This is a genomic window from Sphaerotilus hippei (assembly GCF_003201595.1).
Taxonomy (GTDB): domain Bacteria; phylum Pseudomonadota; class Gammaproteobacteria; order Burkholderiales; family Burkholderiaceae_C; genus Sphaerotilus; species Sphaerotilus hippei.
Genome location: NZ_QJJS01000002.1, coordinates 17407 through 30421 on the forward strand (window position 1 = coordinate 17407; position 13015 = coordinate 30421).

At 73.1% G+C, this 13015-nt stretch carries 10 protein-coding genes; 1 reads left to right on the plus strand and 9 read right to left on the minus strand.

The window, feature by feature from the left end; genetic code table 11:
- Positions 1-43: 43 nt before the first annotated feature.
- The 3 genes from C7444_RS02080 to C7444_RS02090 all read right to left on the minus strand — a co-directional run bounded on the left by C7444_RS02080 (position 44) and on the right by C7444_RS02090 (position 4760).
- Positions 44-1348 carry a DUF4397 domain-containing protein gene (locus tag C7444_RS02080; protein WP_110399187.1) on the minus strand — a complete coding sequence of 435 codons (1305 nt, stop codon included), beginning with the start codon at positions 1346-1348 and terminating at the stop codon, positions 44-46.
- A gap of 115 nt (positions 1349-1463) precedes the next feature.
- A complete protein-coding gene (locus C7444_RS02085) occupies positions 1464-3293 on the minus strand; it encodes an aminopeptidase P family protein (protein WP_110399188.1) in 1830 nt (609 codons plus the stop codon).
- 36 nt (positions 3294-3329) lie between these two features.
- A complete protein-coding gene (locus C7444_RS02090; RefSeq protein ID WP_110399189.1) occupies positions 3330-4760 on the minus strand; it encodes a TAXI family TRAP transporter solute-binding subunit in 1431 nt (476 codons plus the stop codon).
- Positions 4761-4828: 68 nt separating this feature from the next.
- Between C7444_RS02090 and C7444_RS02095 the strand changes: the two genes are divergently transcribed.
- Entirely contained in the window at positions 4829-5959 is a 1131-nt protein-coding gene (locus tag C7444_RS02095; RefSeq protein ID WP_110399190.1) for a S1C family serine protease, read from the plus strand.
- A 24-nt stretch (positions 5960-5983) separates the two neighbouring features.
- On the opposite strand, the gene C7444_RS20845 is transcribed toward C7444_RS02095, so the two are convergent.
- The 6 genes from C7444_RS20845 to ybgC form a co-directional block, all read right to left on the minus strand.
- Positions 5984-8503: a sensor domain-containing protein gene (locus tag C7444_RS20845; RefSeq protein WP_110399191.1), complete on the minus strand. Its 2520-nt coding sequence runs from the start codon at positions 8501-8503 to the stop codon at positions 5984-5986.
- A gap of 14 nt (positions 8504-8517) precedes the next feature.
- Positions 8518-9849, minus strand: coding sequence for a cyclic di-GMP phosphodiesterase (locus C7444_RS02105; protein ID WP_110399192.1), 1332 nt, complete (start codon positions 9847-9849; stop codon positions 8518-8520).
- Between the two features lie 120 nt (positions 9850-9969).
- Positions 9970-11331 carry a cell envelope integrity protein TolA gene (gene tolA / locus C7444_RS02110; RefSeq protein WP_110399193.1) on the minus strand — a complete coding sequence of 454 codons (1362 nt, stop codon included), beginning with the start codon at positions 11329-11331 and terminating at the stop codon, positions 9970-9972.
- 2 nt (positions 11332-11333) lie between these two features.
- Complete coding sequence (locus C7444_RS02115; protein WP_110399194.1) at positions 11334-11792, minus strand: ExbD/TolR family protein; 459 nt, start codon at positions 11790-11792, stop codon at positions 11334-11336.
- 13 nt (positions 11793-11805) lie between these two features.
- Positions 11806-12513 (minus strand): protein TolQ, encoded by a 708-nt coding sequence (gene tolQ / locus C7444_RS02120; protein ID WP_110399195.1) that lies wholly within the window; start codon positions 12511-12513, stop codon positions 11806-11808.
- A complete protein-coding gene (gene ybgC / locus C7444_RS02125; protein WP_110399196.1) occupies positions 12510-13001 on the minus strand; it encodes a tol-pal system-associated acyl-CoA thioesterase in 492 nt (163 codons plus the stop codon). Before ybgC ends, tolQ begins: the two co-directional genes overlap by 4 nt.
- Positions 13002-13015: the final 14 nt, after the last annotated feature.

The window sequence follows — 13015 nt, forward strand, 5'->3', positions numbered from 1 at the left end:
GGGGCCCGGGCTTTCGGGCCCGGATCCCCGGCCCGTGCGTCGTTCAGCGGTCCTTGCGCAGCACGCCCTGCGGCGAGGACGACAGGCCCAGCAGGAAGGCCGTGTAGATGCCCTTGCTCTGCAGGTTCAGGTCGCTGACGTCGTAGAGCGAGCCGCTCGAGCTGCTGACCGAGAGCACGGAGGTGGTGCTGCCGGTGGCGGCGATGGTCGAGTAGTCCGACGCGGTGCCGAAGGTCACGTCGCTGGCCAGGGCGGCGTAGTCCACGCTCATGAACAGGCCGCTGCCCAGGCCGTAGGTGCCGTTGACCAGCCTGACCTTGGCGTAGCTGGTGGCTGGCAGGCGGTTGTCGTCGTCGAGCACGATCAGCTGCGGGGCGCTGACGTCGCCGGCGACCATCAGGCTGAGCTCGGCGCCGGCCTTGACGTCCAGCGAGGTGGTGCTCAGCGCCGTGCCGTTGACCTTCACGTCCAGCGCGCTGGACGTGCCGGTGGGCACGGTGACGTAGGCGCCCACCGACGGCGAGCTGCTGCCGCTGCTCAGCGTCGTGCCGCCCAGCACGGCCGAGACCGTCGGCGTGCTGGTGCTGCCCACGCCGGCCACCAGGCGGGCCCGGGCCAGCTTCGTGTCGGTGGCCGTCACGGTGTCACCCTGCTTGGCCAGGATGGTGTTGACCATCACGCCGCCGGTGGTGGGCGTCAGGATCAGCGTGTAGACCTGCTGGTTGGACAGCGTCAGCGCCGACTGGTCGAAGCGCAGGTCGGTGGTGCTGCCGTTGCTGGTCACGCGCAGGCGCCAGGTGCCCTGGTTGACGTTGACGTAGCCGGTGCTGTTGAACGAGCCGCCGGAGACGGCCGAGATCACCGGGCTGGAGTTGGCCAGCGTCGTGTCGGTGCTGGTCAGGTAGACGTCGAGCGAGCCCGCGTCGGTGGCGGTGTTGAACACCCGCAGCTTGGCATAACCGCTGGAGGGCGCCTCCTCGTTGTCGGTCATGATGACCGTCTTCAGCGCGCCGGCCCAGCCGTAGGCGACGATGGTGTAGGGCGTGCTCTCGGCCACGGTGCGGTCGGTCGACACCAGCGCGGCGGCCGAGTCGCTGCTGTAGAGCGTCGTCGTCTCGGTGCCCGCGGCGACCGAGCCGTAGCCGCTGGCGCTGCCCAGGGCGACGCTGGAGGCGACGGTGCTGCCGTCCCACTGCAGCGACAGCGACGCGTAGTCCGGACTCGCGTTGATCAGGCGGATCTTGGCGTCGGTGTCGTCGTCGTTGCCACCACAGCCTGCCGCCAGTCCGGCGATCAGCACACTACCCAGGATGGCGCGCACTCGGGCGCCCAGCATCAGTTCCAGCACGTTGTCAGCTCCTTGGCCGGATCGGGATGATCCGGACCGCGGAGATGGTCGTGCGCGGGTGTTGTGGCTTGCTTGCCCGACGTGTCGGTCCCGTGAAGAACCGTGTGCCGGCCGGTCAGAGCGGTTCGGTGCGGGCCAGCAGCCAGTCGCGCGCGGCGCCGTCGACGCGCGGCAGCAGGCGTTCGCGCACCAGGGCGTGGTAGCGGTCGAGCCAGTCGCGCTCGTCGGCGCGCAGCAGCTCGAGGTCGATGCAGCGGCTGTCGATCGGGCACAGCGTCAGCGTCTCGAACTCCAGGAACTCGCCGAACTCCTCGTGGCCGGCCGCGCCTTCGGCCGGCACGTTGAGCACCAGGTTCTCGATGCGGATGCCCCAGCGGCCCGGCCGGTAGAGCCCCGGCTCGATCGAGGTGATCATGCCCGGCTGCATCGCCATGGTGGCGTCGGGCAGCGCGCGCGAGATGCTCTGCGGGCCCTCGTGCACGTTGAGGAAATAACCCACGCCGTGGCCGGTGCCGTGGCCGAAGTCCAGCCCGGCCTGCCACAGCGGCGCGCGCGCCAGCGCATCGAGGTGCGGCGACAGCGTGCCCAGCGGGAAACGCGCCCGCGACAGCGCCATCGTGCCCTGCAGCACCCGCGTGAAGTCGGCCTTCTGCGGCGCCGACGGCTGCCCGATCGGCCAGACCCGGGTGATGTCGGTCGTGCCGCCCAGGTACTGGCCGCCGGAGTCGATCAGCAGCAGGCCCTCGGCCACCAGGCCCTCGGGCGTGGAGATCACCGCGTGCGCCTCGGCGGTGGCGCGGTAGTGCGGCTGGGCGCCGTTGGCATTGAAGCCGGCGATGGTCGGGAAGCTCAGGCTGACGAAGCCGGCCTCGCGGGCCCGTTCGGCGCTCAGGCGCTCGTCGATGGTCAGCTCGCTGATGTGCTCGTGGCCGAGCGCGGCCTCCAGCCAGGCGTAGAAGCGGCACATCGCCGCGCCGTCGCGCACCATCGCCTCGCGCACGAAGGCCGCTTCGGCGGCGGTCTTGCGGCTCTTGGCCAGCGTGCTGGGGTTGATGGCCTCGATCACCCGCACCGCGGCGGGCACCGCCTCGCGGAAGGCCAGCGTGATGCGTCGCGGGTCGAGCAGCAGCACCGCGTCGGCGGGCAGCGCGGCCAGCGCGGCGCGGCAGCCGTCGTAGTCGGCGACCTGCAGGCCGTCAGCGGCCAGCGCGGCGCTCACCGCCTCGGGCAGCTTGCCCGCGGCGATGAACAGCGTGCCGCCGCGGGCATCGAGCAGCAGGTGGGCGAGGAAGACGGGGTTGTAGTCGACGTCCGCCCCGCGCAGGTTGGTGATCCAGGCGATGTCGTCGAGCGTGGAGACGAAGTGGTGGCTGGCGCCCTGCTGCTGCAGCGCCGCCCGCAGCACGGCCAGCTTGTCGCGGCGCGGCGTGCTGGCCTCGGGCGCCCGGTGTTCCCGCACCGGGGCCGCGGGCAGGGCGGGGCGGTCGGTCCAGACGCCGGCGAAGACGTCGAGGTCGGTGCGCAGCGTCAGCCCGCGCGGCCCCAGCGCCTCGCCGAGCTGGCGCGCGGCGGCCAGGCCCAGCACCGCGCCGTCCACGCCGAGCACCGCCCCGCGCGCCAGCCGGGTGCACAGCCAGTCGATGTGGTGGGTGGCCGCGCCGGTCGGGATGCGCACCAGCTCGATGCCGGTGTGCGCCAGCTCGGCCTCGGCCTGCACCCAGTAGCGGCTGTCGGCGAAGACCGCGGCGTGCTCGCGCGTCACCACCAGCGTGCCCATCGAGCCGGTGAAGCCCGAGTAGTGCTGGCGGGCCTGCCAGTGCGCCGGCAGGTACTCCGACAGGTGCGGATCGGACGACGGCACCAGCAGCGCGTCGAGTCCGTGGTGGGCCAGGGCCAGGCGCAGCTCGGTCAGGCGCTGGCGGATCGGGTCGGTGCGGGTGTCCATGCGGGTCTTTCGGGCAAGAGGGAGGCCGGGCAGCGTTCAGGCCGCCGGTGACGGGTCGCCAGGGGCGCCCGGGTGCTGGCCGGATTGTGGCGAATCGGCGCCCTCCGCGGCGGCCGGGACCGGCGCCGGCCCCGCCTCGGGCAGGGTCGTCAGGCGGCGGCGCACCAGCGCGATGTGGCTGCGCAGCGAGTACAGCTCGTCGGCATGCGACAGCGGCACGCTCAGGCCCTGCACCCGGTCGTCGAGGTCCTGCAGCCGGTCCATCAGCGCCCGCGCGTCGTGGCGCGGCTCGCCGGCCTCCTCCTCGATGCGCCGCAGCAGCGCGTACCAGCGGAAGATGCGCGAGCGGATGCGGAAGGTGTAGAGCGGGGGCACCACCCGCGACAGCGGGATCAGCACCGCGACGATGGACACCAGCACCACCCACATGCGGTCGATCAGGTTGGCCAGCCAGAAGGGCAGGTGGCGCTGCAGCAGCGGCTCGCCCGACTCGTAGAAACGCGCCGCCTCGGCCGACAGCGGGAACTCGCCCGCCTGCGCCCGCGGGAACTCGCCCGGGCGCTGGAACCAGTTGGCCTCGCCGTGGATGCGGCGGGCGGCCTGCACCAGCAGCTGCTGCAGCGCCGGGTGGGTCTGCTCGCGCACCAGCAGCGTGGCGGTGGGGGCGACCAGGCGCACGTCCTGGCGCGGCAGGTCGCGCGCCAGGTCGACGACCCCGCGCGGCAGCAGCACCGGGCTGACCTGCGGCAGGCGGCGCGAGTAGGCCTCGGCCTGGCCGAAGTCCAGCAGCCGGATGCCCGGCGTGATCAGCAGCATGCGCACCAGCGGCGACTCCGGCGCCGACACCAGGGCCAGCGCATCCAGGCGCGACGCCAGCAGGTCCATCACCGCGGGGGTGGACTCGAGCTGGCTGAGCTGCAGGCGCTGCGCCTCCAGCCCGTTGGCCGCCAGCAGCCGGCGCATCAGGTTGGTCACGCCGCTGCCGGGGTGGCCGATGTTGAGCCGCCAGCCCTCGAGCTGGGCCAGGCTGTCGACGGTGGCGGTCTTCAGGCGCCGCCGGGCGGTGTCCTCGCGGTAGAAGATCCAGACCGGCTCGCGGAACAGGCTGCCCAGGCTGAGCAGGTCGGGCGCGGGCGGGGCGTCTCCTTCGTGGACCTCGTCGGCGCCCCCTTGAACGAAGGCGGCATCGACCTCACCTCGAGCCAGCAGCTGCAGGTTCTCGAGCGAGCCGCGGGTGGCGCGCAGCTCGACGCTGATGCCCTGGCGCCGCAGCGCCTCGCGGTAAAGGCGGCCGAACTCGGCGTAGGCGCCCTGGTCGGTGCCGGTGGCCAGCACCATGCGGCGCGGGGGCGTCGGGTCCAGCACCCGGTAGGCCGCCACGAGCAGCAGCAGGGCGAGCAGCACGACCGGGCCGGCGGTGGCCAGCAGGTCGCGCACGGAGAGCAGGGTCGATTTCAGGCGTGTCATTCGGCAGGCAGCATAACGTCGGGACGGTCGCGGCATACTGCGCGCCCGGATTCCGGAAGGAGGATTGAATGCTTGATCAGGCAACACCCGGTCCGCGACCGGGCGACGAGACGGTGCGCCGTTCGCTGTGGCGCGGCTTCCTGGGCCTGCTGGCCGGTGCCGGGCTGGCCAGCCTGCTGCTGGTGACCCTGCACAGCGATGCCCGCGAGGCCCAGCCGCGCAGCGTCGCCCCGCGCGGCAGCCTGCTGCCCGAGGAGCAGGCGGTGGTCAACCTGTTCGAGCAGTCCGCGCCGTCGGTGGCCTACATCACCACCGAGACGGTGCAGCGCAACGCGCTGGGCGGGGCCGAGGTCAGCCAGGGCGCGGGCAGCGGCTTCGTCTGGGACAGCCAGGGGCATGTGGTCACCAACTTCCACGTCGTGCAGGGCGCGCGCCGGGTGTTCGTGCAGCTCGACGCGGGCAATGCGATCGAGGCGGTGCCGGTGGGCGGGGCGGTCGAGTACGACCTGGCGGTCATCAAGCTCGCGCGGGTGCCGCAGGGCCTGCGCCCGCTGCCGCTGGGCAGCTCGCGCGACCTGCGCATCGGCCAGACGGTCTACGCCATCGGCAACCCGTTCGGCCTGCAGCGCACGCTGACCAAGGGCCTGGTCAGCGCGCTCGACCGCGAACTGCCGACGGCCAACTTCCGCGAGGTGGTCGGCGTGATCCAGACCGATGCGGCGATCAACCCCGGCAACTCGGGCGGGCCGCTGCTCGACAGCGCCGGCCGGCTGATCGGGGTCAACAGCGCGATCCGCTCGGCCAGCGGCAGCTCGTCGGGCATCGGCTTCGCGATCCCGGCCGACCTGGTCAACCGGGTCGTGCCGGCACTGATCGCCAAGGGCCGGGCGCCGCTGCCGGGCATCGGCGTGACGCCGATGCGCCCCGACCTGGTCGCCCGTGCCGGGGTGCGTGGCGTGGTGCTGGCCGAGGTGGGGCGTGGCACGCCGGCGGCCAAGGCCGGCCTGCAGCCGATCAACCGCCGCACCGGCGACCTGGGCGACGTGATCGTCGCGGTCGAGGGCCGGCCGGTCGAGACGCTGTCGACCTTCGTCACCGAGCTCGAGCGCGCGGGCGTGGATGCGCAGGTGGAGCTGACCGTGCGCCGCGGCCCGGCGGAACGCAAGGTGCGCGTGACGGTGATCGACCTGCGCGAGTGAGCCCGGTGCGGGCCGGCCCGCACCTCAGGCGATGCGCCGGGTGCCCGGGTCGGCGGGCGCGGCCAGCCGGCCCCGCGCCAGGGCCTCGAACTGCGCCGCCGGCACCGCCGGCGAGCACAGGAAACCCTGGAAGTCGTGGCAGCCGATGCCCGCCAGGTGGGCGTGCTGGGCTTCGGTCTCCACCCCTTCGGCGATGACCCGCAGCCCCAGCGCCAGCGCCAGGTCGACGATGGTGCGGGCGATGGCCGCGTCGCCCGCGTCCCCGGGCAGGTGCTGGATGAAGCTGCGGTCGATCTTCAGCCGGTGGATGCTCAGGTGGCGCACGTAGCTCAGGCTGGCGTAGCCGGTGCCGAAGTCGTCGATCGACAGCGTCACGCCCAGCTCGGCCAGCGCCTGGAGCTGGCCCTGCACCTGGGTCAGGTCGTCGGCGAGGATGCTCTCGGTCAGCTCCAGCTCCAGCCAGCGGGCCTCGAGCCCGGCGTGGGCCAGCACCTCGGCCACCCGCTGCACGAAGCCCGGCTGCTGGAACTGCAGCACCGACACGTTGACCGACACCGGCAGGCGCAGGCCCTGCGCCTGCCAGCGCACGGCCTGCGCGACGGCCTCGCGCAGCACCCAGTCGCCCAGCTCGGCGATGAAGCCGGTCTCCTCGGCCACCGGGATGAAATGGCCCGGCGAGACCATGCCCAGCTCGGTGTCGTGCCAGCGGCACAGCGCCTCGGCGCCGACCAGCGCGCCGCTGCGCAGGTCCAGCTGCGGCTGGTAGTGCAGGCTGAAGCGGCCCTGCGGCAGCGCGCGGCGCATCGCGTGGTCGAGCTTCATGCGGGCGAGCCGGTCGATGTTCATCTGCGGCTGGTAGAAGCGCACGTCGCCGCCGCGCCGCTGCTTGACCCGGCGCATCGCCTGCTCGGCGTGCAGCAGCAGGTCCTGGGACTGGCGGCCGTCGCCGGGGAACAGCGCCACGCCGATGCTCGCGCCGATGCTCAGGCGCAGCTCGTCGAGCACCCAGTCGGCGGCCAGCTGCTGCAGCAGCCGGCGCGCGATCAGCTCGGCGGTCTGCGCGTCGCAGCGCGGCAGCAGCACGACGAACTGGTCTCCCTCCAGCCGCGCCACGGTGTCGCCGGTGCGCAGGCCCTGCTGCAGCCGGGCGGCGGCCTCGACCAGCACCCGGTCGCCGTTGCGGTGGCCGAGGGTGTCGTTGATGTGCTTGAAGCGGTCCAGCCCGACGTGCAGCAGCGCCATGCCCGGGCGCTTGGGGTCGGCCGCGCCGTCGGCGGCCGTGTCGATGTCGATGTCGGGCAGCGCCAGCCGCAGCAGGGTCTCGAGGCGGCGCCGGTTGGGCAGGCCGGTGAGCGTGTCGGTCAGGCGCAGCTCCTGCAGCTGGTGACGCCAGGCCTGGCGCTCGGAGACGTCGCGCAGCACCGCGATGCAGCCCGGGCGCTCGTCGCCCAGCTCGGCCGGGGCGACGTGGGCCACCAGGCTGGCCAGCAGCGGCACCGGGCCGCGTGGCGTGTCCAGCGTCAGCGGGCCTTCCCACTGCTGGCGCTCGGCCAGGCGCAGCCAGGGCGCCACGGGCTCGCCGTCGGTCGTCAGCAGCTGGTCCAGCCGCAGCGAGCGCAGCACCCGCGCGCTGCCGCCGCACAGCCGCTCGGCCGCCGGGTTGGCCGCGACGATGCGGTGCTCGGCGTCGGCCACCAGGATGGCGTCGAGGCTGCTGTCGAAGACCCGCGAGGCCAGCGCCAGGCGGGCCTGGTTCTCCAGCTCCGCCGTCAGGTCGCTCCAGACCTGCACCCAGCCCACCACCTGGCCACGGCCGTACTGAGGCAGCAGGCGCCGCTCCAGCACGCGCCGGTCGCGCAGCTGCAGGCGGTCGCTGACGCAGCCGTGGGCCGAGTCGCGCAGGCTGCACAGGCGCCGCTCCAGCGCCTGCTCGTAGTCGAGGGCATCGGGCATGGTGCTGCGCACGGCCGCCCGCACCTGGTCGCTGTCGCACAGCCGCGGCGGCAGGTCCGGCAGCCGCCACAGCTGGGCGAAGGCCCGGTTGTAGGTGCGCACCGCACCCGACAGGTCGGTGATCAGGATGGCTTCGTGGCTGGTGTCCAGCGTCGCGCCCAGCTCGCCGGCCAGCCGGCTGAGCTCGTCCTCGACCTGGCGGCGGCCGGACTGGTCGACCAGCGTCACCAGCCAGCCCGGCCGGCCGGTGTCGAGCTGGATCGGGCTGACCCGGCGCTCGACCTCCAGCGCGCTGCCGTCGTCGCGGTGGATCAGCGTGTCCGAATGCAGCCCGCCGCCCTCGGCCGCCGCCTGGCTCCAGAACAGCAGGTCCTCCGGCGTGGCGGCGAGGTCGATGACGTCGCCCCCCACCAGCGTGTCGAGCGGGCGGCCCCACAGCGTGGCGGCGGCCTGGTTGGCCGCGATGATGCGCTGCGTGCGGCCGTCCACCAGGCAGGCGGCCTCGATCAGCGCCTCCAGCAGGCCCTGCCAGTGGGCCGGCAGGGCCGCCGCAGGTGCGTGCGGGGTGAGGCGGGCCGGGGTGCTCGACATGCCGCGTCCGTGTCTCAGGCCGCGATCGCCGCGGCGGCCTCGCCACCGTGGGCGAAGTAGTAGTGCACCCGGTCACGCGGCGACAGGTAGTCCAGCGTCGCCCGCGGCAGGTGCTGCGGATGCAGGCTGCGGCGGATCGACAGGGTCGCATGGTCCTTCAGGTGCAGCAGCAGCGCCACGTCCCGGTCCACCTTCGGGTCGTGCACGACCACGCTGGGCTTGAGCGGATGGGCCGGCTGCACGCCGGTCACCAGCGCGTGGCGGCCGTCGCTGAGCTCGACCACCGAGCCCGGCGGGTAGACGCCCATCAGCTTGACGAAGCCGGCCAGCACCGAGTGGTCGAGCTTGCCGCGCATCTGCGCGAACAGCAGCGCCTGGGCCTCGTGCGGCGTGCGGCCGATGCTGCCCTGGCGCGGGTTGCACAGGCGGTCGTACTGGTCGACCAGCGCCACCACGCGCGCGGGCAGCGCGATCTCGTCGCCCTTCAGGCCCTGCGGCAGGCCGGAGCCGTCCTGCAGCTCGTGGTGCTGGGCCAGGATGCGCAGCGCCACCGGGTCCATGCCCATGGCCATGCCCAGGCGCACGCCCTGAGCCACGTGCTCGCGGCGCTCGCGCAGCACCATCGTGGTCTGGTCGGGGCTGACGTTGCGCAGGTGCTCGGGCAGCAGGTGCTTGCCGATGTCGTGCATCAGCGCGCCCAGTGCCACCGAGTTCAGCTGCGCCTCGGGCAGGCCGATGAAACGCGCCAGCATCAGTGCCAGCACCGCCACGTTGATCGCATGCTGCGAGGCGGCGGTGCCCGCGGCCTCGCCGAGCACGCGCAGCGTGGTGTGCTCGTCGTGCATCATGTCCTCGACCAGCTCGCCCGCCAGCGCCTGCGCGGTCTCGTGGGCGGTGGCCGGGTCGCGCACCACCTCGCGGGTCACGCCCAGCCAGGCGCTCGAGGCCACCGCATGGGCACGCTCGCAGCGCTGCAGGCTCAGCCGCTGAGCCGAGAGCAGCGCGCGGCGGCGGGCCCGCTCGGGGTCTTGCGTCGCGACGGCCGGGCGGGTGGACTCGGGCGTGACGGTCGGCGCCGTGTCGGCCGGGGTGACGACCGGCTCCGGTGCGGCCGCGGCCGGCGGCACGACGGCGAAGGCCGCCGGATCGCTCAGGTCGCGCCTCACCTTGACCTGCTTGAGGCCGAGCTGGCGCAGCGTGCCGATCTGGTCGGTGTGGTCGAGCCGGAAGCGGCTGCGCGAGAAGGGGTGGTCCAGCCAGCCCAGCTCCAGGTGCACGAACATGCCCAGGCGCAGGGACTCGGTGTCGATCAGCAGGATGTTGTCGTCGGCGCGGTCGAAGATCATGGAGGGGGCAGTCGGCGGTGTCCGGAACCGTCCGGACCTGCCAGCTTTATCGGAGCCCCCTCCGGCCGACTTGAGACGCCCCCCCCGAATGGTGGAAGCGGCGTCCCGGGCCGACCCGCCTCAGCGCCGCAGCGGGAAGGTGATGATCATGCGCGGCGGGATGCTGCCGTCGACGTCACGCGGCAGGATCTCCGTGCGCTCGACGGCCCGCACGACGGCCTGGTCCCACTCCGCCAGGCCGCTGGAGCGGATCAGCTTGCTGTTGAGGATGGTGCCGTCGGGCGCCACCTTCAGCTCCACCTCGGCGGCCACGCCCGGGGTGATCGGTCCGGCATAGATCACGTTGGGCTGGATGCGCGCCCGCACCCGGCCTTCGTAGCCCGCGCTCGGGCCCGACGACTGGGCCGCGCTGCCCCCGCCCGAGCCAGTGCCCGACGGGCTGCCCTTGCTGCCGGCGGCGCCGGAGCCGGTGCCCGAACCACTGCCACCGCTGCCGCCCGAGCCGCTGCCGCCGAGCTGGCGGTTCATGCGCTCGATCTGCTCGGCCCGCTGGCGGGCGATGCGCTCCTTCTCGGCCTTGGCGTCGGCGGCCGCGGCCGCCTTGTCGCGCTCGGCGTCCTTGCGATCCTGGGCCTTGCGCTCGTCGGCCTTCTTCTGGTCGGCCGCGGCCGCCTGGCGTTCCGCCGCCTTCTTCGCCTCGGCCTTGCGGTCCTCGGCCTTCTTCTCTTCCGCCTTCTTCGCTTCAGCCTTCTGGGCCTCGAGCTTCTTCTGCTCGGCGGCCTTGCGTTCGGCCGCCTTGCGGTCTTGCGCCTTCTGTTCCTCGGCCTTCTTCTCCTCGGCCCGGCGATCGGCCGCCTTCTGCTCGGCGAGCTTGCGGTCGGCCGCCGCCTTGCGCTCGGCGGCCTGGCGATCGGCTTCCTGCCGGGCTTCCTTCTTCTTCTGCGCCTCGAGCTTCTCGGCCTTCTCCTCCTTCAGCCGGCGGGCCTGCTCACGCTCGCGCTCTTCGCGGGCCTCACGTTCGGCGGCCTTGCGGCGCTCGGCCTGGCGCAGCGCGATGTCGGCCTCACGCTGCTCGGCCGGTGACGGCGCGGGGGGCACGGCACGCAGCGGCGGGGCCGGTGGCGCCTTGGGAGGGGGCGGTGGCGGCGGGGGTGGAGGGGGCGGCGGTGCGGGCACCGGCGCCGGGCTGGGCCGGGGTGCGGGCACCGGGATCGGCGGGGGCGGTGGCTCGGGGGCCGGCGCGGCCGGGGCGCCCCCTTCGTCGGCGGCCGCGGCGACCTGCGGGATCGACGACCACAGCTCGGCGCTGGCAGTGGGCACGTCGCTGCGGCGCCACTGCACGCCCAGCGCCAGCGCGGCCACCAGTCCGACGTGCACGGCCAGGGCCAGCGCGGTGCCGCGGCCGTTGGCGTCGACCGACGGGGGCTGGCGCAGGGCATCGTGCCCGGCGCCACGATCGGCGGAGACGAGGGGATCGTGCAAGTTCAGGCCCCCGTGGTGCGGACCGCCAGCCCGACCCGCTGCACGCCGGCGCGCTGCAGCGTGTCCATCACCTTGACCACCGACTCGTACTTCACGCCCTTGTCGGCGGCGATGATGACGGGGGCATTCGCCTTGCCTTCCTGCAGCTCGCGCACCTGGCGGGCGAGCTGGCTCAGCTCGATGCGCTGGCCGCCGTCGGTGCCGCCGTCGGCGCCGGCGCGCTGGCCGTCGACCTTCAGGCGCAGCTGCTCGCTGCTGTCGATGATGACCTCGATCACCCGGTCGGGCTGGCGCTGGGCCTGGCCGATGCTGGGCAGGTCGACCACCCCCGGCGTCATCAGCGGGGCGCTGACCATGAAGATGATCAGCAGCACCAGCATCACGTCGATGAAGGGCACCATGTTGATCTCGGAGATCGTGCGGCGGCGCCCACGCCCGCCTCGGCCGGACACGGCTGGCATGCCGGACTCCGGCTCAGCGCACCGTGCCGGGCGTGCTGCCGGCCGGTGCCTGAGCGATGTTGCGCGCCAGGATGTTGGAGAACTCTTCCATGAAGTTCTCCATCTGCATCGCGATGCGGTCGATGTCGTGGGCGTAGCGGTTGTAGGCCACCACCGCCGGGATGGCGGCGAACAGGCCGGTGGCGGTGGCCACCAGCGCTTCGGCGATGCCCGGGGCGACCGTGGCCAGCGTGACCTGCTGCAGGTTCGACAGGCCGGTGAAGGCGTGCATGATGCCCCAGACCGTGCCGAACAGGCCGATGTAGGGCGACACCGAACCGACGGTGGCCAGGAAGGACAGGCGGGCCTCGATGACGTCGACCTCGCGCTGGAAGCTGGCCCGCATCGCGCGGCGGGCGCCGTCGAGCATGCCGTTGGTGTCGGTGACCCGGCGCTCGCGCAGCTTCATGAACTCGCGCATGCCCGAGGCGAAGATGCGCTCCATCGGCGCGGCCGTGTCGGCGCGGCGCTCGCTCTGGGCGTAGAGCTCGTGCACCGGGCGGCCTGACCAGAACTCGCGTTCGAAGTCGTCATTGAGCGCGCGCACCCGGCGCACGCCCATGAACTTGGCGAAGATCACGGCCCAGCTCGCCAGCGAGCCCAGCAGCAGCAGGGCCATGACGAACTGGACGATGAAGCTGGCGTGGGCGACCAGCTGCAGGATGTCGAGGTCCTGATTCATGTGAGGGGGATCTGTTCAAGAAGGAGGTTGGGGATGCGGCGCGGACGGAAGTTCAGTGCGTCGACGCAGCCGATGCGGATGCGACCCTGGCAGAGCAGCTCGCCACCGAGCCAGGCTTCCTGCTCGATGACCAGGCTCGCCCCGCCGGATTCGACCACCTTGACGGTCACTTCCAGCAGGTCGTCCAGGCGGCCCGGGCGCAGGTAACGGACCGAAGTATCGGTGACGATGAACATCGTGCCCGTCTCGGCGCGCAGCTGCTCCTGCGAGAAGCCCAGGCCGCGCAGCCATTCGGTGCGGGCGCGCTCGAAGAACTTCAGGTAGTTGGCGTAGAAGACCACGCCACCCGCGTCGGTGTCCTCCCAGTACACCCGCACCGGCCAGCGGCAGTGCACCGCGGTGGTCGAGCTGACGCTCAGCGCGGCCACGGGCAGGCGCGGGGACGGGTCGGAGGCGGCCGGGACGCGGGACGGATCGGATGGGCTCATGGTGTGCAGTCGGT